General features: G+C 44.0%; 17 protein-coding genes. 10 read left to right on the top strand and 7 right to left on the bottom strand.

Annotation, left to right across the window (positions count from 1 at the left end; genetic code table 11):
• Positions 1-4: 4 nt before the first annotated feature.
• The 4 genes from NI467_RS04875 (at position 5) to NI467_RS04860 (ending at position 5,605) form a co-directional block, all read left to right on the top strand.
• The gene (locus NI467_RS04875) at positions 5-937 is read left to right on the top strand and encodes an FAD-binding protein (protein ID WP_151203485.1); all 933 of its coding nucleotides are present in this window, start codon (positions 5-7) and stop codon (positions 935-937) included.
• 304 nt (positions 938-1,241) lie between these two features.
• Positions 1,242-1,841 carry a hypothetical protein gene (locus tag NI467_RS04870; protein WP_253151320.1) on the top strand — a complete coding sequence of 200 codons (600 nt, stop codon included), beginning with the start codon at positions 1,242-1,244 and terminating at the stop codon, positions 1,839-1,841.
• A 311-nt stretch (positions 1,842-2,152) separates the two neighbouring features.
• Positions 2,153-5,128: a DNA gyrase subunit A gene (gene gyrA / locus NI467_RS04865; RefSeq protein WP_253151289.1), complete on the top strand. Its 2,976-nt coding sequence runs from the start codon at positions 2,153-2,155 to the stop codon at positions 5,126-5,128.
• Positions 5,129-5,194: 66 nt separating this feature from the next.
• The gene (locus NI467_RS04860; protein WP_253151287.1) at positions 5,195-5,605 is read left to right on the top strand and encodes a DUF3887 domain-containing protein; all 411 of its coding nucleotides are present in this window, start codon (positions 5,195-5,197) and stop codon (positions 5,603-5,605) included.
• A 38-nt stretch (positions 5,606-5,643) separates the two neighbouring features.
• Here the strand turns inward: NI467_RS04860 and NI467_RS04855 are convergent, their stop codons facing one another.
• From NI467_RS04855 to NI467_RS04840, 4 genes are read right to left on the bottom strand one after another with little or no spacing between them, the layout of a single operon-like run.
• Positions 5,644-6,735, bottom strand: coding sequence for an ABC transporter permease (locus NI467_RS04855; protein WP_253151285.1), 1,092 nt, complete (start codon positions 6,733-6,735; stop codon positions 5,644-5,646).
• A complete protein-coding gene (locus NI467_RS04850) occupies positions 6,732-7,874 on the bottom strand; it encodes an ABC transporter permease (protein WP_253151283.1) in 1,143 nt (380 codons plus the stop codon). The genes NI467_RS04855 and NI467_RS04850 overlap by 4 nt, the downstream gene beginning before the upstream one ends.
• Positions 7,875-8,957, bottom strand: a complete 1,083-nt coding sequence (locus NI467_RS04845; protein ID WP_253151282.1) for an HlyD family secretion protein — start codon at positions 8,955-8,957, stop codon at positions 7,875-7,877.
• A gap of 11 nt (positions 8,958-8,968) precedes the next feature.
• Positions 8,969-10,432 (bottom strand): TolC family protein, encoded by a 1,464-nt coding sequence (locus tag NI467_RS04840; protein WP_253151280.1) that lies wholly within the window; start codon positions 10,430-10,432, stop codon positions 8,969-8,971.
• A 437-nt stretch (positions 10,433-10,869) separates the two neighbouring features.
• On the opposite strand from NI467_RS04840, the gene serC reads away from it, so the two are divergent.
• Positions 10,870-11,949: a 3-phosphoserine/phosphohydroxythreonine transaminase gene (gene serC / locus NI467_RS04835; RefSeq protein WP_253151278.1), complete on the top strand. Its 1,080-nt coding sequence runs from the start codon at positions 10,870-10,872 to the stop codon at positions 11,947-11,949.
• Between the two features lie 53 nt (positions 11,950-12,002).
• Here serC and NI467_RS04830 read toward each other — a convergent pair whose 3' ends face one another.
• The gene (locus NI467_RS04830; protein ID WP_162850556.1) at positions 12,003-12,143 is read right to left on the bottom strand and encodes a hypothetical protein; all 141 of its coding nucleotides are present in this window, start codon (positions 12,141-12,143) and stop codon (positions 12,003-12,005) included.
• Positions 12,144-12,534: 391 nt separating this feature from the next.
• Positions 12,535-13,467 carry a hypothetical protein gene (locus NI467_RS04825; RefSeq protein ID WP_151203501.1) on the bottom strand — a complete coding sequence of 311 codons (933 nt, stop codon included), beginning with the start codon at positions 13,465-13,467 and terminating at the stop codon, positions 12,535-12,537.
• Between the two features lie 236 nt (positions 13,468-13,703).
• Here NI467_RS04825 and NI467_RS04820 point away from each other — a divergent pair, with 236 nt between their 5' ends.
• Positions 13,704-14,189, top strand: a complete 486-nt coding sequence (locus NI467_RS04820) for a YaiI/YqxD family protein (RefSeq protein ID WP_161982755.1) — start codon at positions 13,704-13,706, stop codon at positions 14,187-14,189.
• A 12-nt stretch (positions 14,190-14,201) separates the two neighbouring features.
• Entirely contained in the window at positions 14,202-15,107 is a 906-nt protein-coding gene (locus NI467_RS04815; RefSeq protein ID WP_253151276.1) for a DMT family transporter, read from the top strand.
• Between the two features lie 10 nt (positions 15,108-15,117).
• On the opposite strand, the gene NI467_RS04810 is transcribed toward NI467_RS04815, so the two are convergent.
• Complete coding sequence (locus tag NI467_RS04810) at positions 15,118-15,684, bottom strand: PilZ domain-containing protein (protein ID WP_253151275.1); 567 nt, start codon at positions 15,682-15,684, stop codon at positions 15,118-15,120.
• A 25-nt stretch (positions 15,685-15,709) separates the two neighbouring features.
• On the opposite strand from NI467_RS04810, the gene NI467_RS04805 reads away from it, so the two are divergent.
• The 3 genes from NI467_RS04805 to NI467_RS04795 all read left to right on the top strand — a co-directional run bounded on the left by NI467_RS04805 (position 15,710) and on the right by NI467_RS04795 (position 20,153).
• Positions 15,710-16,945, top strand: a complete 1,236-nt coding sequence (locus tag NI467_RS04805) for a lipoprotein-releasing ABC transporter permease subunit (RefSeq protein WP_253151272.1) — start codon at positions 15,710-15,712, stop codon at positions 16,943-16,945.
• Positions 16,938-17,621, top strand: coding sequence for a lipoprotein-releasing ABC transporter ATP-binding protein LolD (lolD, locus tag NI467_RS04800; protein WP_253151270.1), 684 nt, complete (start codon positions 16,938-16,940; stop codon positions 17,619-17,621). Before NI467_RS04805 ends, lolD begins: the two co-directional genes overlap by 8 nt.
• An 84-nt stretch (positions 17,622-17,705) precedes the next feature.
• On the top strand, positions 17,706-20,153 hold the full coding sequence (locus NI467_RS04795) for a DNA internalization-related competence protein ComEC/Rec2 (RefSeq protein ID WP_253151268.1): 2,448 nt from the start codon (positions 17,706-17,708) through the stop codon (positions 20,151-20,153).

Genomic DNA, 20,153 nt, shown 5'->3' with positions numbered 1-20,153 from the left:
AATCATGAGTATTTTAGTTATCGCTGAGCACGACAACAAAGCATTAAACGCTGCTACTTTAAACGTTGTTGCTGCGGCGCAAAAAATCGGTGGTGATATCACTGTATTGGTAGCGGGTTCTGGCGCGCAAGCAGTTGCTGATCAGGCTGCGAAAGTGGCTGGTGTAAGTAAAGTATTACTTGCTGATGACGCTGCTTATGCAAACCAGCTGGCTGAAAACGTAGCGAAACTGGTTGCAGAACTAGGCAAAGGCTATAGCCATATTCTGGCTGCTTCTACGACAACTGGTAAAAATATTCTGCCACGCGCAGCTGCTTTATTAGATGTCAGCATGATCACTGACATCATTGCGGTTGACGGTCCTAAAACCTTCAAGCGCCCAATCTATGCAGGTAACGCGATTGCAACTGTAGAATCAGGCGAAGACATCGTACTGGGCACGGTTCGTGGTACGGCATTTGATGCTGTGGCAGCAGAAGGTGGTTCAGCTGCGGTTGAAGCTGCGGCGTCCCAAGGTGATGCCGGTATTTCTAAGTTTGTATCAGAAGAAATTGTGAAATCTGAGCGTCCAGAACTGACAGCTGCGCGTATTGTGGTTTCAGGTGGTCGTGGTGTGGGGTCGGGTGAAAACTATCACGCAATTCTTGATCCACTGGCTGACAAGCTGGGTGCTGCTCAAGGTGCTTCACGTGCTGCGGTAGATGCTGGTTTTGTTCCTAATGACATGCAAGTGGGTCAAACAGGTAAAATTGTTGCACCTGAACTTTATATCGCTGTCGGTATCTCTGGGGCGATTCAGCATTTGGCAGGTATGAAAGAATCTAAAGTGATCGTTGCGATTAACAAGGATGAAGAAGCACCAATTAATGCAGTTGCTGACTACTGGTTAGTAGGTGACTTGAATACTGTTATTCCTGAATTGGTTTCTAAAATCTAATTCCTGAATCAGGTTTAAAAAAGACGCTCTTGTGTAAGCAGTTAAAGTAATACTTTACTGTTTTGCTCAAGGGCGTTTTTTATGGCCGGTGTTAAAGTTCGAGCGATGAGTGATTTTTGTACGTTACATTTCCAATAGGAGGGGGTTCTAAGTTAAGGGTAGAGTAGGGCTATGCTCGTATTGTGTCTTTGCAATGTGTGATTAAAACACACAGGGCTATTATTCGTATAAAGCATTTATGATATTATTCGCCATCTTTTTTTTAAGCTTTACCCTACTTTGTCGTTTGGGTAGGAGTAGTCTTTTGTTGGTCGATACCCGGCTTACGTGGCCGATTGTAGCCATTGCCATCCTGTGTTTTTTATTTCCATTCTCTGCTGATCTGCAAGTACCATTATACGATGGTGAAATAGTTCGTTTTGTGGAAAATTTACAAGCCTTGTTATTGCTAATGTGTGCCATATTTAGCTATTTCTATATTCGGCCCTTAGATTTGCAAGACGGAAAAAAGCAGTTTTGGTTGTGGGCAGTCCTGTGGTGGTTGTTGCTGTTTGGGCGCAGCACCAGTTGGGGGCGAGATTATTTTCCTGAGGTTCCTAAGCCTTATTTTCGTGCAATTTCGATCATGTTGATTTCCCCAGTGGTATTTATGCTGTTTTCTGAGCATTTAAGAAAAGAAATTATTCGAAAGCTTAAGCATTTTATGCTGCCAGTATGGGCGCTAGTATTGGCTTGTTCGGGCTTAATTATTTCAGATGCGATTGAGCATGAGCGTGTCATTGATACATTATTTCTACGTGACATTCAGTATAAGGATTTGATGGAAGAGCTTTATGAGTTCCCCTTAATCCTAGGGTTATTTTTGATCAGCTTTCATTTGATGAAGCAAGATAAATCCGAATAAATATAACTGCTGCGTATGAAAGGTTTTTAAGCCCGCTTGATTTGAAATGTGAGCGATTTAGCCAATTCCTAGCATAAGATGATATGTGGCTATATTTCTATTTTTGTTTGGCGGTTTGTGTAAAAAATAATCACTAAATTTAAGTAAATTAACAAGATTAAGATTGAAGCTAAAGCACAAAATTAGCCAGGTTTATGCTATAATTTAGGGCTGTATTTTAGTTTTTAGCTCTGTCGTTTGAGTTAATAATTTTGCTGGATTTACGACATATAAATATAAGCCAAAGCTGGCTTATAGAATAAGGAGTATGCATGAGCGTATCGGAAATTAGACCGATTGCCATTGAGGATGAACTCAAGCACTCGTATTTAGACTATGCAATGAGCGTGATCGTTTCACGTGCCTTGCCGGATGTACGAGATGGTCTAAAACCTGTTCATCGTCGTGTGCTTTTCGCAATGCACGAATTGGGCAATGACTACAACAAAGCTTACAAAAAGTCTGCCCGTGTTGTAGGTGACGTCATCGGTAAATATCACCCGCATGGGGATTTAGCCGTTTATGAAACAATTGTACGCATGGCACAGGACTTCAGTTTACGTTACCAACTGGTAGATGGACAAGGGAACTTTGGTTCGATCGATGGCGATAGTGCTGCTGCGATGCGTTATACCGAAGTCCGCATGCGTAAGCTGACCCATGAATTACTGGCGGATCTTGAAAAAGATACCGTTGACTGGGAAGACAACTACGACGGCTCAGAACGTATTCCACAAGTGATGCCGACCCGTATTCCAAACCTGCTGGTCAATGGTGCTGCGGGGATTGCAGTCGGTATGGCGACCAATATGGCACCGCACAACATGACAGAAGTGGTGAATGCGTGTCTGGCCTATGCAGATAACCCGAATATCAGCATTGAAGGATTAATGGAGCATATTTCCGGTCCAGATTTCCCTACAGGCGGTATTATCTATGGTAAATCAGGGATTGTTGATGCTTACCGCACCGGTAAAGGCCGTTTGCATATCCGTGGTAAATACCATTTTGAGGAAGATCAGAAGTCTGGCCGTACCACCATTGTATTTACTGAAATTCCTTATCAGGTCAATAAAGCTAAAACCATTGAGCGTATTGCCGAGCTGGTTAAAGAGAAAAAACTCGAAGGAATTTCAGAACTTCGTGACGAATCTGATAAAGATGGGATGCGTATTGCGATTGACCTGAAGCGTGGTGAAAATGCTGAAGTCATCGTTAACAACCTGTTTCTGAATACCCAGCTGGAAAACTCGTTCAGCATTAATATGGTTTGCCTGGACAATGGCCAGCCAAAATTGATGAACCTGAAAGATATTGTTGCAGCGTTTATCCGTCACCGTCAGGAAGTTGTGACCCGCCGGACCATGTTCGAATTACGCAAGGCGCGTGAACGTGGTCATATATTAGAAGGCCTGACAGTTGCGCTGGCAAATATTGATGCCATCATTGAAACCATCAAAACTTCTGCTAACCCTGCTGAAGCGCGTGAGCGTTTGCAAGCGGGTGAGTGGGCAGCAGGTGGTGTGGCAGCATTGCTTGAAAAGGCGGGCGCTGTTTCTGTACGTCCTGATGAAATTGAAGGCGAAGATCCAAACCGTCCATTTGGTATTGATGGTGATGTGTATCGTTTATCTCCGACTCAAGTCAACGCGATTATGGAATTGCGTTTACACCGTTTGACCGGTCTTGAGCAGGATAAACTTCAAGCTGAATATTCTGAAATCTTGGCTCAAATTGCTGAATATACTGCTATCTTAAATGACTTCAACTTATTGATGAATGTGATTAAAGAAGAGCTTGCGCTGGTGCTGCAACAATATGGCGATGCACGTAAGACAGATATTGTTGAGTCTCGTATCGACTTCTCGCGTGAAGATCTGATTCCAGAAGAGCAGATGGTATTGACTGTTTCCCAGTCAGGTTATGCAAAAACTCAGCCATTGTCTGATTATGCCGCACAACGTCGTGGTGGCCGCGGCAAGTCTGCTACTTCGATGAAAGAAGATGATTATATCCAACATCTGATTGTGACCTCGAGCCATGCTACGGTGCTTTGTTTTACCAATGTTGGTAAAGTTTATCGTCTGCGTGTGTTTGAAGTGCCGCAAGCCTCACGTGGTTCCAAAGGCCGTCCAATGGTCAACCTGTTACCACTGGAAGAGCATGAAACCATTACTGCGATTCTGCCAGTCATGGAAGCGCCGAAGAAATTCAAAGAGCGTCTGGCAGGCTTCCGTAGCTTTGTAAAAGCAAATATGGAACAGCTGCAGAAGAATGACATTATCGCCAAGCATTATGCGGGTCTGGAAGCAGCATTTGCAGAGCTTAAAGATGGAGATGACCTGTCTGATGCCTTGCGTGTTCAGCTGAAGGAGTTGGGCGTTGAGCTTTCTGCGACTGATCTGGATGATGAAGTTGTTGCTGAATTTGCAGAGCTGGCAGAAAACCTGCGTAAAAACTTCTATGTGTTTATGGCTACCGAGTACGGTACGATTAAACGTGTAGAACTGGAACAGTTCTCCAATGTCCGTTCAAATGGTCTGCGTGCGATTGAGCTGAATGGCGATGATACCCTGATTGGCGTGGCCATTACCGATGGCGAACAGCAGATCATGCTGTTCTCGAATGAAGGCAAGGCAATCCGTTTTGCAGAAACTGATGTTCGTGCCATGGGGCGTTCAGCCAAAGGTGTACGCGGTATGCGTGTAACCATCGGCGCTGCTCAGGTCGAAGATGCCGAAGATGCAGATGTCGAGTCTGATGATGACGAGGCGATTGAAACCAGCTTTATTAGCCGTATTGTATCACTGGTGGTCGTTCCAGAAACAGGTGAAGTGCTGTGTGCTTCTGCCAATGGTTATGGTAAACGTACCACAGTAGATGAATTCCCGACCAAGAAACGCGGCGGTAAAGGCGTAATTGCAATCAAGACGTCCGAGCGTAATGGTGAACTTGTAGGTGCAGTTGCGATTGATGCTTCTAAAGAGTTGATGCTGATTTCAGATGGCGGAACATTGGTACGGACTCGTGCATCCGAAGTTGCACAAACTGGCCGTAATGCTCAAGGGGTTCGTCTGATCCGTCTTGGTGAAGATGAAACACTGGTTGGTGTAGAAGCCATTGAAGCGGTTGAAGATGAAGAGTTGGATGTATTGGCAGATACTGAAAATACAGAGTCGACTGCGGATCTTGTGGCTGGTGAGCAAGATGCTGAACAGGCAGATGATAACGCTACAGTAAAAGAGTAAATTCTTCACTGAACAAGAGGACGCTGCGGCGTCCTTTTTCATACATCGACTAAAAAAAGGTGAATGATGAAAACCAGATTAATGCTACTGGCTACCCTGATCGGATTGCATGGCTGTACTCAAGAGGAGATTCCGAATCCTAGTCCGGCACAGGAACAGGCTGCGGAAGCTGCTTATAATGATTTGCGTGAGGGTAAATATGATAAATTTTTGACCCATCTTGAACCTCAGCTACAGGCAGAATTTAAAGATAACCAGAAGCTAATGAAGCGCTTTTCTCGCACGATTCCTCAAGAAGCTTATAAGACCAAAACTTTAATGAGCAAACGCATTGAAGAGGAAAAAGGAGTGACTCAATATAAGATCAGTTATGAAATTGCCTATCCCAAAAATCTGGTGCAATATGATGTCAGTTTTGATCAGCCTCATGGTAGCAGCAAAATTCGTAACTTTAATATTCAGGTTTTTGGTGAATAACGTTGTGTTGGATGGGTGTTAATGAAACACGGCTTAATTTAACTGTGTGGGCGTAGTCGATAATAGCCTAAGCCTATGCAGATCATGCCGACCACAAACAGATAAGCAAGCTTTCCTAGAATCAGATGAGTGGGCACGCCCATCTGATTCAGCTGGATAAACATTTGAACAATCTGTGTCGAAGGTAAAGCCTGTCCAATGAATTGCATCCAGACGGGCATTGCAGCGTGTGGCCAGGCAACTCCGGACAGCATAAAAAATGGAATGGAAGTGAAGACAATTACATGTCCGGCACGTTCCGGCATATCTAGAAAACTGGCGAACAGGATCGTGATGCCAATTATACAGAACACAAACACTGGTACAGCGAGTAGCATGCCCCAGAAATTGCCACCACGTGGATAGTCAAACAACCAGAAGGTAAAGCCAAACAGGTAATAACAGCCCAGACAACCAATCATCAAAATGGCCAGACCAATCCCGCCCAAGGTAGTTAGATTAAGTATCTGTTTATTTTCCCGGTACAGGGCAATTAGCATGCTAAGTCCCAGAAAAATTGTCTGATGAATAATCAGTGGTGCAACAGCTGGAAATACATAACTGCCATAGCCGGATAGGGGATTGAAAAGCGGAATCTGGTGAATAGACAGGGCAGGTGAGAAATGTGAAATTTCGCTAAAACGTTCAGTATATTCACTTAGAGTATTTTCAACGGAAGCCACTAGACCTAAGCCAATCTGTTTAGTAATCAGGAAATTGGCTGCACTCAGGTATAGCCCGATCCCCCCATTTTCCCCATGTAGAAGGGATTGTGAAAGATTGTCCGGTAATAACAAGATCCCGTCAGCTTTTTGAGCTTCTACCCATTGCCTGGCTTCAGCAAAATTCCCGGTGACGGCTATGGTCTGTACATTCGGGCTTTGACTGACGTGACTGATAATGCTGCTGGTTAGGGCGCTTTGCTCTTCATCGACAATAATAATCGGCAAGGCTTCGGCCTGTTCAGCTTTGTAGGCGGTTGGATAGAAAAAGCTGTAAAATAGTACCGAGAGAATCAGCGTGGTAAAAATACTGCTATTGCTGACAATATCTTTAAAGGTTTTGCAGTAAGCCCTCCAGAGTGCTTTCATGTCGACACTCCTTTAGTGGTCTTCTTTAAAAAAATATAGGCCAGTCCGGCGTAAAGTAGTACATAGATTATCAGTATTAACATCGGTTGCAGTGAAATAGCTTGCGGACTGCCAATCACCCATTGCTCGGTTTGTAATTTGGCATAAGGTGTATAAGGAATAATATGGGCCCAGAACTGGGTAAACAGCGGGGCATTATTTAAGGGTAAAGTCACACCGGCAAAACTGAGCGATGAACCACCATAGACCGCGAGTAGGCCAAAAGATTTGGTCAGGTCCTGCGTAGCGAGTACGACCGCGCTACTGATAAAGGCATAGGCGCTATAGAATAAGATTTGAGCCAATACAATCAGCCAGAATGAGCCGGCAATAAACCAGCCGCGGAACTCAACCATCCACAACATCCAGGCCCAGGTCCAGAGACAGAAGATCGCCACATAGACCAGATTCTTAGAGAGAAGGGCTGACCAGAGATTCTGTTTATTAATCCAATGATGAAAAGTATGCCGCCTGAGCTCCTGACCTACTGAAAAAGCCACACAGCAACACAAGAGCAAATGCAGAATCGCCGGAACCATATACGGTTCCAGATAAAACTCATAATTCAGCTGCGGGTTATAAAGTGGAGAAATTTTAATATTCGGTGTTGGTGCATTCAGATCAGGCAGAGTATTGCCCAGATACTGTTTTCCGGTAAATTCAGCCATTGCCTGTAGTGTACTGAGTAACATGGCTGAAGAAATGGTATTGCCGATACTGAAATAGCTCTGATTAAAGGCAATACTGATTTCGGCATCTTGTGCCTGGACCAGTCGCTGTTCGGCACCTGTAGGAATATGGATGTAGCCCCAGATTTTATTCTGGTTGAGCAGTTTTTCAACCTCAACGCTCTGATCAGAAACGCTATACACTCGCAGAGTAGAATTCAGAGATAAATGATCATAAATCTGAGTACTCAGGCTGCTTTGATCTTGGTCAATAATAGCAATCGGTAAATGATCCGGTTTGCCTTTGGCAAACATGCTGCCGAATAAAATTAAAATGCAGGCAGGGGCCAGCAAGACCAGCGCCAGATCCCATTTTTCTCTATATAAATAGGCTAATTCACGCCGAATGCCGGCCCAGAATCCAGTTGCCATTTATTTCGGCTCTTGCAGTTTAAACAATACACTCATGCCGACTTTCAGTTCTGGAATTTTGGCGGCAGGCACGAGATGAACTTTAAAACTGCGCACATCATAACCGCCAGTTTGGCGGGTAGTCTTGATCGTGGCAAACTCACCTTCAGCACTGATACTTTTTACATTAAAGTTCGCGGTTTTATTAAGGGCCGGGATATAACCTTCGAGCTGCTTTTGTTCGTGTAAAGAAGCATATTGATCTTCACGGATATTCAGACTGACCCAGCGTTCTGCCGAAATTAGGCTGACCAGAGGTACAGCAGTTGCGACCAGCTCCGAAACATTGCCATAGGTTTTGGATACCGTGGCATCGATCGGGGCCAGTAATTCAGTTTCTGCCTCAAGGGCATTGGCTTCGGCTACCGCTGCCCGGGCGATGTCTACCTGTGCGTCGGCTGAGCTTTTTTGCTGCGGTGTACTGCCACGTTTGGCGCGGATATATTGCTGATAGGCCGCTTCAGTCATTTGTGTGGCCGACTGTGACGCTGCATACAGTTCATCGCGGCGCTGACGGGAAATCACTCCTTCTTTAAACAGGTTTGCCCCCCGCTGATAGGAGGTTTTTGCCAGCTGTTCTTGCGCTTTCAGTGATTGCCAGTTGGCCTGCAGAGAAGCAATATTTTCGTCCTGTGAACCGCGTTCTGCGGTGGATTGGAGGGCTAGGGCAGACTGCAAAGTGGCGAGTGCCTGCTGTTTTTTCGCTTCAATTTCAGGACTATGTAATTTAACCAGTACCTGACCTTTCTTTACTTCATCACCTTCCTGCACATAGATCCTTTCAATCCGGCTTGGAACTTTGGTCGCAACCTGCACTGTTTTCGCTTCAACCCGACCTTGCAGTTCGAGCGCTTTAGGTTGATAGGTCTTCCAGAGGCCAAACCCAATCAAAACCAGAATGACCAGAATCAAGCTGCCCAGCAGATATTTCTTGCCAGACTTTTCTTGTTGTGCTTCGGCAGGATTTTCTTCAGTTTGATTGTTGTGTGCTACTTTTGAAGCAGGTTCATTAACCGGAGGATCAAGCTTTTGCTCATCAGTCATATTTGGCTCCATCAACGAATATAGTGAGTATTGGTATGCTGCATATAGTCTGGAAACTCAGCAATAGAGCCATGACTTTGTAATAATGTGGCGAGGGAGATGACATACTTATAAGCATTTAATGCTGTCTCTGCCTTTAAACTGCTCAGCATATTTTGTGCATCAATCACCTGAGTTGCAGTGCCGACATCTTCCTTAAAAGACAATTCTTGAATACGCAAATTTTCCAGAGCTGCTTTCATATTTTGTTGTAATAAAACATCGCTTTGCTGGGCACTGACTGCTTCACTAAACGATTTATAAATCAGGTTTTCAACTTCCTGCTGGGTACGTGCTGTCATCAGTTCGGCAGCATAACGTTTCAGTTCGGCAGCCTGAATGTTTTTGTTTTTATCAATGCCGGAAAACAAGTTATAACGTGCTGCAACCCCAACAATCCAGTTTTGCTGTGCGTCCAGACTGTATTCGCCAAAGGCAAAGACATTTGGCTTTTGAGCTGCCTGCTGGGCTTTGACATTGGTTTTGGCCAGTTCGGTATCCAGTTTCATTTTTTTAATTAAAGGTGAATTCTGGCTAAAACTGCTGAGCAGGATATTTACATTTTGTGGTTCAGCCCGATTGACAAATAAAGGCGTGCTCAACTCGGTAATAGTATTGTCCTGCAACAGGTTGTTCAACTGGAACAGTGCAGCATTCAGATTGGCCTGAGTATTTTGCTGGGTTCGATCAGCATTATTACGCGCCACTTCAAACTGCATACGCTGCCCTTTGCTAATAAATCCCTGCTGTTCCATTTTCAGGGCATTGCGATAATGTTGTTGCATGGCATTTGAATTAAAACGCGCTGCCTCTAATAACTGCTTTTGCAGTTGTACACTAAAATAGGCCTGAATCAGTTCAAAACGCTGTGTATCTTGCTGTTGCTGATTGCTCAGTTCACTGCGTCCAGCCTGAATCGTGGCAACCTCTTTGGCACTGCGGGTCAGTCCACCGGTATAAAGTGGCATCATAACTGAAACACTAGGGCGGACCACTTGGTCTTCAAGCACTACATTGGTTGAATCTGGAATTAAATCCACGCCATCCCGAATAGGTTGTTTCAGGCTTTCTTTAAGCGGGTCAGCGATACTCTGGTCTAAATTAAACTCATCAATCTTATTATTTAAACCACTGCTCAGAGACTGCTCAAGATTATTTTTAACCGCCCCTAAAGGAATGTCTAATTCATTACGAAAGGCATAGGCCCGGACATTTAGATCGATACGTGGTAATCCAATTCCTTTAATCGCTTCGGCTTCCAGTTTAGAAGCCTGTTCAAGGCTTTGAAAAGCCTGACCCGAATAAGAGCGCTGTAGCAATTGTCGTTCTGCATCCTGAAAGCTGATGTTTTGTGCATAGCTAAAACTGCCATACATCATGAATGCAAGCACACTAAAACCCCAGCAGACATATGGTTTATTTTTCTTCATGTTCATCAAGTTAGTGATGTAAAAGTCACATTAAATCAGTCTAGGCTGAATTATAAATCAAGTATTTGCAAGACAGGCGACAGTAAAGTTGTAGTATTGTTGTAATTGAAACCCATCCCGTTTAAATGATCTACTTTGATTGTTATCCTGATCGCGTCTAAACAAGCACAAATTGAAAAATTATACTATTTCTATTCCCAAACTTCCCCCGCTCCTAAAATACCTTCAGAGTTGAGTGCGGCCATATTTTATCTATATAACTTCTATGCAGTGAAATCATGAATTTAAAAACTAAAAATAGAAAAAATTCAAATTATCCTTTGAATCTAGATTGATTTTTTGACTGTATTTCACTTCCTGGATTGAAATAATTTTGTGCAAGGAAGGCTGATATATGGTTAAATGCCATCATTTTATTGTGTTTCACTCTGAAAGGAAAAATCATGCGCGCGTACAACTTCTGTGCTGGTCCTGCTGCATTACCTACTGCCGTTCTTGAAAAAGCTCAAGCTGAAATGCTGGACTGGCACGGTAAGGGGCTTTCGATCATGGAAATGAGTCACCGTAGTGCCGACTATGTTGCGGTGGCTGAAAAAGCAGAAGCTGATTTACGTAAGCTCATGAATATTCCTGAAAATTATAAAGTATTATTTTTGCAGGGTGGGGCATCCTTACAATTCTCGGCGATCCCTTTGAATTTGCTGGGTAAAAACAACAAAGCTGACTATATTCACACGGGGATCTGGTCTGAAAAAGCCCTGAAAGAAGCAAAGCGCTATGGCGATATTAATGTCGTTGAAGCTGGCACCCAGATTGAGGGTAAATATGCCATTAGCGCACAAAGCGAATGGACATTGTCTGATGACGCAGCTTATGTGCATTATGCCGACAATGAAACCATTGGCGGTCTGCAATTTGCGGATATTCCAGAAACAGATAAGCCACTGGTATGTGACTTCTCTTCAAGTATTCTGTCTGCGCCACTGGATGTATCTAAATTTGGTCTGATTTATGCCGGTGCGCAAAAGAATATTGGTCCTGCCGGTTTAACGTTGGTGATTATCCGTGAAGACTTGCTGGATCAGGCAAAACCTGAGATTCCAAGCATCCTGAGATATGCGGATCAGGCTAAAAATGGCTCTATGGTCAATACTCCATCGACCTATGCGTGGTACCTGTCAGGTCTGGTATTTGAGTGGCTGCTAGAAAATGGCGGTGTAGAGGCTATACATAAAATGAATATGGAAAAAGCAAACTTGCTTTATGGTTATATTGATGCCAGCGATTTTTATGCGAATCCGATTGCTAAGGCAAACCGTTCAATCATGAATGTGCCATTTACCTTGGCTCATCCAGAACTTGAAAAACAGTTCCTGAAAGAAGCTGAAGCCAATCATTTGTTGAATCTTGCCGGCCACCGTTCAGTTGGCGGTATGCGCGCCAGCATTTACAATGCTGTTGCTCTGGAAGGGGTGCAGGCATTGGTGAATTTTATGGATGACTTCGCTCAACGCAATGCTTAATGCCTGAAAAGCAGAAACCCGGCAATGGCCGGGTTTTTTTGTGCAGCTATAGTTTAAAAAATAAAAGTATGAAGGATAAAACCACAGATCAGCATGCCCAGTGCAAAAAATACACATGACATCATATCGAGATCATAGCGGGAACCAAGTCGATGTTCGACTTGCTGTAAATTTTCTTCTTGCACGATTTTCATAGATATTTATAGTCCGATCTATTTATCGTAAATCATTATTTGTTGACCGTATTTTTATCATAAAAAATTGATTAAATAAAGAACATTCCGAGCTAAACTTGTTAAAGTTCGTATTGTTTAAATAACCAGGTTAAATATCTAAAGATTTATTCTAAGTTTTTTAATTTCATAATTTTTATAATCTTAAAAGCTTAATTAAACACATTCACAAGAACGCTTCATTGAGTTTAAAAGCTTTTATAAAACGAAGTAAAATAAAGTCGAAATTCATTATTTTCGCTTCAATCAACCCATCAAAAATAATCGGAAAATAGAAAAAAATCAGGAAAAGTTAAGTTAAAAATAACCAGGAGATATTCGGCTATAAGTGAATATCTCCTCTCTTTGCAAGTTATGCTGATTTTTTATAGATACTGGCCTGAATCCAGAGATTGCCTCGAATATACTGTCCGATTTCAAAATCCTTATATTCGGTATTGCGAGTAGCAATCCGGATGAGGGTGGCGGGCTGGCCTTCATCATGAAGCAGGGTGACATCGTATAAAGTATAGTTCTGAGCCATAAATTGCATGGTGGTTTTGCCGACAATATTGCCCTGGAACCAGGCTTCATCTTCCTGCCCCAAGGTTTCGCCGTAGAGATAGGCCACCATTTTGGAAAAATCGACAGTGACGGGTTCTTTATCTTCTTCGGTTTTGGGTTCCCATGCATCAATCTGTTCCTGCAAATTCTCAGGAGCTACACCGTTATTGGCCGCCAGAATATCATTTAGGGCACGGTGATGTTTAATGGATGCCGGGTCATCCACCACCAGGTGTTCATGATCACCGACGGCTTCAAGCTCATAAGCCCAGGCATTCAGGTTGACGATATAAGACTGGTCTTTTTCATAATGCTGTCGATTAACGCTATACAGGTTATCGAAAGCATAAATAATACTGTTGGCACCAAGATTCAGGCAAAGCACAGCTTGGGTATTGGATTTGCAGGAAATAATCCGGTCAATGCTGGCTTTGATCTGATACGGGCTTTCAAAACATGGGAATGCGGTTTTTACGGCCTGAGGCTTGTTGTTTTCTACCGCAATCACCTGACTCAACTGCACCGCAGCTTTGCTAGGTCCCTGAATCAGCCAGGTCGTTTCATCCATTTCACCTTCTTGCGTACACAGGCCCATGGGCATAACAGGCGCGTCAAGAGCTTGGCCTAACCATTGGGGAACATCTGTGCCTGGATTTTCGGTCAGCAAGGTCCAATGCTCGACATGACTACCGAAATTCTGATCATCAATGGTAATGATCTCTGGGCTATTCTGTTTTTTCATATACACAATTGATCTTGGATGACTTATTTATGTTAATCGAGGGTTATTACGATTTTTCAAGTCAATTGAATGAATTTTAAAATTAAAATGTAAATCGGATGAAATCTATTTTTTCTTGAAGGCCAGCTGTACAAGGATTCCAGCCTTAGTTTTCTGCATGGAAAAAGCCAGAACCATATTTTTAATCTTCAACCTTGAGCGGATGATTTGCTACACTAATCGGGATTTCTCCCTCTATGGAAAGCTTTGTGTTGCCATTTAAACTTTGGGTCGATGCCGATGCATTACCTCGTATCCTGAAAGATGTGATTATCCGCGCTTCAGATCGCTACCAGCTGGAAGTGACTTTTGTAGCCAATCAGCCTATAGGAATTACGCCTTCAGTACGGATTAACTCGATTCAGGCCATGAGCGGAGCAGATGCGGCGGATCAGGAAATTGTGGATCGTATGAAAGCGCATGATATTGTAGTTACCCAGGATATACCTTTGGCTGCAGAGGTGATAGAGAAGGGCGGAATTGCCATTCATCCACGCGGGGAAATCTATACTGAAGCCAATGTGAAGGCACGTCTGCATTTACGTGATTTTATGGATACCTTGCGTGGCGCAGGTGTGCAGACGGGTGGCCCACCACCCATTTCTGAACGGGATAAGCGTGAATTTTCCAGTTCATTAGACCAAACCATTCAAAAGCAGAAACGTAAAACTTCCGTTCTCTAAGAGCTTTATTCCATGCCTATACAAACCAATATGATTGTGACCTATGCCTTATTGGTTTTTATCTGGGCAACAACACCGCTGGCAATTGTCTGGAGTGTCACAGACTTGCATCCACTTTGGGCGTTGGCCTTGCGCTTTTTCTTGGCCTTGCCGTTTGCTTTTGTACTGCTGTGGATATTTAAAAGCCGATTTTCTTTAGACCGGATTTCCCTGCATAGTTATCTGGCCGGGGCATGCAGCTTTATTGGCTCACAGATTTTTACCTATCTGGCGACGGGCTATTTAAGCTCTGGGATTATCGCACTGATGTTCGGGCTGTCTCCGATTATTGCCGGCCTGATTGGTCGTTTTGTGTTTCAGCTCAAGCTTTATCCTTCACAGTGGTTAGGTATGGCGATTGCCCTGTTGGGACTTGGTATTATTTGTATTGGTGGTAAAGACCAGCATATTCAGCCTGTGGGTATTGGGCTAATGTTGCTCAGTGTGGTTGTTTATTGTGCTTCCATGTTCTGGGTGAAGCAGATCAATGCACCACTTGAGCCAATGACGCAGGCGGCCGGTTCAATTGCAGTTTCGGCACTACTGGCTGCTGCTATGTTGCCTTTTATCTGGCAATTTGTACCAACCGAAATCCCCCAGGCCAAATCCCTTATCGGGCTCAGTTATACGGTGATTATGGCCTCACTGGTCGCTATGTTCTGCTACTTTAAACTGGTACAAAAAATTAAGGCAACCACACTCTCTTTAACCACAGTGGTCACCCCGATGTTTGCCCTGTTTATTGGGGTGATATTGAATGATGAAAAATTGTCGTTTATGGCGCTGGTAGGCGTGGTTATTTTACTGTTAGGTTTACTGGTTTATTTTTCTAAAGCGATTAAGGCAAGTTATTCTGCTCGCCTTCCTGAAGACTTTTGAGACTTACATTTTACTGGCTGAAGTTGCTTTTGACCGACTCACCGAGTTTGACGCGATCCTGCGGATGTAAGGTAATAAAATAAGCTCCCGTCCGGTATCTGCCATTTTCTTCTTCACGGCTATAGGCCACCTGTGCAGTTGCCGCGATATGGAAGAAGTTCTCAGGATGGCTTAAGGTCACATGCAGATAAGTGCCTTCATTGATCAGATGGTTGCTAAAGAAGCTAAAGCCGGTCTCCGAAAAGTTGACCTGTTCCGGTATAGGCAACAGGCTTTGTACAATGGCATCGTATAAAGAGCCAGTAATAAGGTTTAATTTTTGATTAAATAAGGATAAGATTCGAGAAATTTGTTGATCTTTTTCAGACAATTGTTCTAATTCGTAGTTAACAGCATGATCAAATTGATCTAACTCGGCAAGTAGTAGAAAATAGCGAGGCAAGACAAAATTAGAGTCATAAGGGTCATTTAAGGCAACATCATCGGAAATAATCTGATAATTGATTCGTAAGGCAGCATCGATTCGAGACATGACGCGTCTTTCCGCGAATCCGCTTGGATGCTGGACATTTTCCATAATTTATTACCTCGGACTAGATGGTATGTTCAAACCAATCTCGCTGTATATAGGGTTGAAATATACTCGCGCACGGCGTAGTAACCACTTTATTTCTTTTATTGCACTGGTCTCAATGATCGGTCTCACACTCGGTGTAGCCGTCCTCATTACAGTGTTATCTGTGATGAATGGTTTTGATCGCGAGCTAAAAAACCGTGTCTTGGGAATGATACCTCAAGCAACTGTTTCTTCAACACAAATCTTAACAAATTGGCCTGAACTTGCAAACAAAATTGAACAGCATGAGCATGTCCAGGGGGTAGCACCATTTACCCAGTTACAAGGCATGCTGACCGCTCAGGGACAGGTTGCCGGAATTATGGTGACCGGGATTGAACCAGAATATGAAAAGAAGGTTTCGATCATTCAAAACCATATGGTTGAGGGCAGTATTGATCAGCTGAAAAAGGGTGAATTCGGGATTGTTTTAGGTAAGCAGATGGCCGATGCCATGGGGGTTGGCCTGAATGACAACATTACCCTGGTTTTACCTGAAGCCACGCCTTCACCGGCAGGAGTGGTGCCACGCTTTAAGCGTTTCAAGGTGGTCGGCCTTTTTAGTATTGGTGCCGAAGTAGATTCGATGATGGGCTATATCGCCCTGAATGATGCCTCGACCTTACTGCGTTTGCCAGATGGCGCGCAGGGGATACGCATGAAGCTGGATGATATTTTCGTTGCTCCGCAAGTATCGCAGGAAATTGCACGTGATTTGCCAGCTAATTTCTATGCCTCTGACTGGACCTATACCCACGGCAATCTATTCAGCGCGATCCAGATGGAAAAAGCCATGGTCAGTTTGCTTCTCTTTCTGATCGTTCTGGTGGCAGCTTTTAATATTGTGTCATCGCTGGTCATGGTGGTGACTGACAAGAAATCAGACATTGCGATTTTGCGGACCTTAGGTGCTTCACCTGCCACAATTACCAAAATCTTTATGGTGCAAGGTACCGTGATTGGAGTCATTGGTACGTGTGCTGGGGCAATTCTGGGCATTATTAGTGCGACCAGTATCAGCAGTTTTATTGGCTGGTTAAATACTGCATTCGGTTTAAATATGTTTGATGCTTACTTTATTAACTATTTACCTTCTTATTTGCGCTGGCAAGATGTGATTGTAATTGTCGGTCTGTCACTGGCGCTAAGCTTTGTTGCTACCATTTATCCGGCTTTGCGAGCAGCGAAAATTCAACCGGCAGAGGCATTGCGCTATGAGTAATCTGATTTTAGATGCCCAGAGTATTCAGAAGTCTTTTACAGATGGAAAATCGACTGTTGAAGTAATTAAGGGAATTTCATTGCAGGTCCAAGCTGGTGAATTTGTGTCAATTGTTGGCTCAAGTGGTTCCGGTAAAAGCACCTTATTGCATGTGCTGGGCGGGCTTGATCGCCCGACTGCCGGGCAGGTGATGGTCAATGGTCGCCGCTTTGATAATCTGTCCGAGGCAGAGCGTGGCTATATGCGAAATGAACATCTGGGCTTTGTTTACCAGTTTCATCATCTTCTTCCAGAGTTTACTGCATTGGAAAATGTGGCCATGCCCTTGATGCTACGCAAAGGAACCAGCTTTAAGGAAGCCAAACAGCAGGCTGAATATCTGCTGGAACGTGTCGGACTGTCTCATCGCCTTACGCATCAGCCTGGTGAGCTGTCAGGCGGGGAGCGCCAGCGTGTAGCATTGGCACGGGCTGTGGTGACTAAACCCAAGCTGTTGATGGCCGATGAACCGACTGGCAACCTAGATCGTAAAACAGCGGAAAAAATATTTGAACTGCTGACAGAGCTGCGTTGTGAATTTAATATGGCGATGCTGATTGTTACCCATGATGAACAGCTGGCACATGCAGCAGACCGAATTTTACATATGCAGGATGGTCTGTGGCTGGAGAGCTAAATTACAAGAAAAATCTTCTTTAATTGAAGCCCACTCCGGTGGGCTTTATGATGGCCTGAAAATAATAACAAGATAGAATAATTTATGTTGCAGTGGCTGTGTGTGGGCTGGATTGCAGGTCTGGCCTTTATGGGAAGAAATATTCTGAATATTCAGCTGAGTACTTCACTCATTATGCTGATTGCGGCATTTTGCTACCTAAGCTGCTCTATATTTAACCCGCTTTTGAATACACCGCTACGACGCTTTGTTATCGTGTGCCTGATGAGTATCATCGGCATGATGTTGGGGCAGGGCTATGCCAATCAGCAGCTTAGTCAGCGCCTCCTGAATGTTGAGCATAAAGTTCAGCAGAAAAAAGTTGTGGTCTATATCAAAAACCTGAATAAGCTGGGAAGCAGCTCGATTCAGCAGCCTTTAGAAGTACTGATAACGCAAGGCGACGCTATAAAATGGATGGGGTTTTTAGCGCCATCTTCTCTAAAGAAAGCTGTGGATACTCAGAACACTCATGGCTCTACGCTTGAGTTGGGGCGTTATTATCTGTTGCAGGGAGAAGTTCGACCAACCCACAGTTATGCAACACCGGGAGCTTTTGATGCAGAAAAGTGGGCTTTAGAGCAGAATGTGATGGCTGGTTTTCGAATCCAGAATATTCAGCAACTCGATCCTGCTGCTGTGTATGCACTGGGCTATGGCAGGCATCTTCGAGAACAAAGAACATTCCATTCGCGCTTTTTACTATGGGTGGAAAGGCAGCGACTGCAATTAAGAGCATTTATCCTTAGACAGCCTGTGCAAAATAAAGGCTTGTTACTGGCCTTGTTAACGGGCGATGAAAGTTTACTGGAACCCGCCACACAAGAGCAGTTCCGGCGTTTTGGGATGAGTCACCTATTGGCTATCTCTGGCCCGCATGTGCTGATTTTTGCCTTGATGTGCTGTTCAGCTTTGCAGTGGATGGTGTCAAGATATTCCCCTCTGCTTTATTTGCGTTGGCCGCGTCAGTATTTTCTAAGTGTGCCTTTCCTGCTCTGTGTTTTACTTTATTGTGCCTTTGTGGGCTTTGAAGTGCCCGCAATGCGAACCATGCTGATCTGTGTACTTGGAATCATCACGATGATCTTGAGACAGCAAGTCCAAGCTTTAAAACTGCTGATTTTAAGTGCGGCCTTATTACTCTTATTTGACCCTTTCAGTATTTTATCGGCCGCGTTTTGGCTGTCTTATGGCGCCTGTTTTGTCTTGCTCAGGATTTACCAGACGATTCAGCAACAACCGCGTGAACTCCAGCCCAGTACCTGGCAGCGCCTGTCTCTGGCAGGCAAAGTGCTGGTGGAGTCCCAATGGAAGATTTTTCTAGCCTTATTCCCTTTAATGATGCTGTTCTTTAAGCAGCTTGCCTGGATTACTCCCTTTAGTAATCTCGTCGCCATTCCGTGGATTGGCCTGTTGATTGTTCCTCTGGATATTTTAGCTGCAGTAATGTTTTTTATTGCAGAGCCATTTTCAAGCGTGCTATTTCAACTGAATGATCTTCTCTTGCAAATACTGCTGGCCTTTTTGAATGTACTGGATTACTGGTTCAAGCCGCAGCTCATTCCATTCGCCATGAATATCTGGATGATCGGCCTGATGATATTGGCCCTTCTGATTGTCTTTATGCCAAGAGGTGTGTTACCCAAATCCTGGGCTGCCTTAAGTTGTGTACCGCTTTGCATTCCACAGTTTTACGCTGCACCTTTTCAATTATCGATACTTGATGTGGGGCAAGGGCAGGCGATTTTCATCCGGAATGGTCAGCACAGCATGATGGTGGATATGGGCGGATATTATGATGAAGAAAAATTTAGTGTGGGCCGGCAAATTATTATGCCTTTTTTATCGGTGCAAGGCGTAGCTCAGCTTGATCAACTGATATTGACCCATCTGGACCAGGATCATAGCGGAGCGTATTACAGTATTAAAAATCAGCTTAAAGTCAAAGAAATTTATGCCAACGAGACCCTTAAGGGTGATCAGTCTGTCCCATTTCAGTATTGTCATGCAGGTATGCAATGGCAATGGAGACAGCAAGTTAAGTTCACTGTTCTATCTCCTCCAATTCAGCATCTTTCACAAACTGCTATAAATAAAAATGAAAATTCATGCGTATTACATATCGAAATACAGGCTGGGGCACCGTATCAGAATTTTTTGCTCATGGGTGATGCGGGATGGCAAACAGAATTCTATCTGCTGCAGCATTATCCGGCGCTCAAAGTGGATGTGCTTGTGTTGGGGCATCATGGAAGCAAGCATAGTTCCGCCTATGAATTTCTGAAACATTACCAGCCTAAACTTGCGATTGCTTCTGCGGGGCGTTTTAATCGTTATGGGCATCCCAGTGGTATGACTCAAGCTCGATTGGACGCCCTGGAGATTCCTCTGATTACCACTATTGAAAAAGGCACAATTGAATTTTCAAAACAGGGGCAGAATATGTTATTACGCACCTACCGTGACAAATTTTCCTGGCTTAAGCGGAATTAA

The organism is Acinetobacter sp. S4397-1, assembly GCF_024129285.1.
In the GTDB taxonomy this organism is placed as follows: Bacteria; Pseudomonadota; Gammaproteobacteria; order Pseudomonadales; family Moraxellaceae; genus Acinetobacter; species Acinetobacter lwoffii_C.
This window is presented reverse-complemented; position numbering and strand designations above follow the sequence as displayed.